The following is a 395-nucleotide window of genomic DNA, read 5'->3' as shown; positions in this document are numbered from 1 at the left end:
GCAATAGCAAACCTTTCGTACGAGTGCTATCACACGTACACCACAGGCGAGTATCAGCACAAAGCATTCAATCCTATTGAATTCGCGCTGGCGCTCATGAATCACGTCGTGATCGACGAGGGAGAAGAGAATGGCAAAAGTGAAACTGAATCTCACGGCTGATGAGCTGAGTGCACTGATCGATAAGTTTCGCGGTCAAGAGCTGGGTGACGATGGAAAGGCCTATGACACGTTTCGGCCCGAGGATTTTGCATACGCGCTGCTGGAACACGTGCACGTGGACGCGAGCCCGTTGCTGCGCGCCATGAACAACGGGCTGGATGAGGTGCGGAACGCGGAAAGGCTCAGACGCGAAAACGTTGAGATTTTCAGTAACCCGGAACACCACAACCACG

1 protein-coding gene is annotated in these 395 nt (G+C 53.4%); it reads left to right on the top strand.

The annotated features are described in order from the left end of the window. Positions 1-130 precede the first annotated feature (130 nt). Positions 131-395, top strand: a 265-nt coding sequence (locus AC1RPR_RS08410) for a hypothetical protein (RefSeq protein ID WP_481763503.1), incomplete at its 3' end; no start/stop codon positions are given.

The sequence above is a fragment of the Dellaglioa sp. CoH-57-MRSF-22 genome, assembly GCF_056781895.1.
The sequence above is the reverse complement of the archived record's forward strand: the minus strand, read 5'-3'. Positions and strand labels throughout refer to the sequence as shown.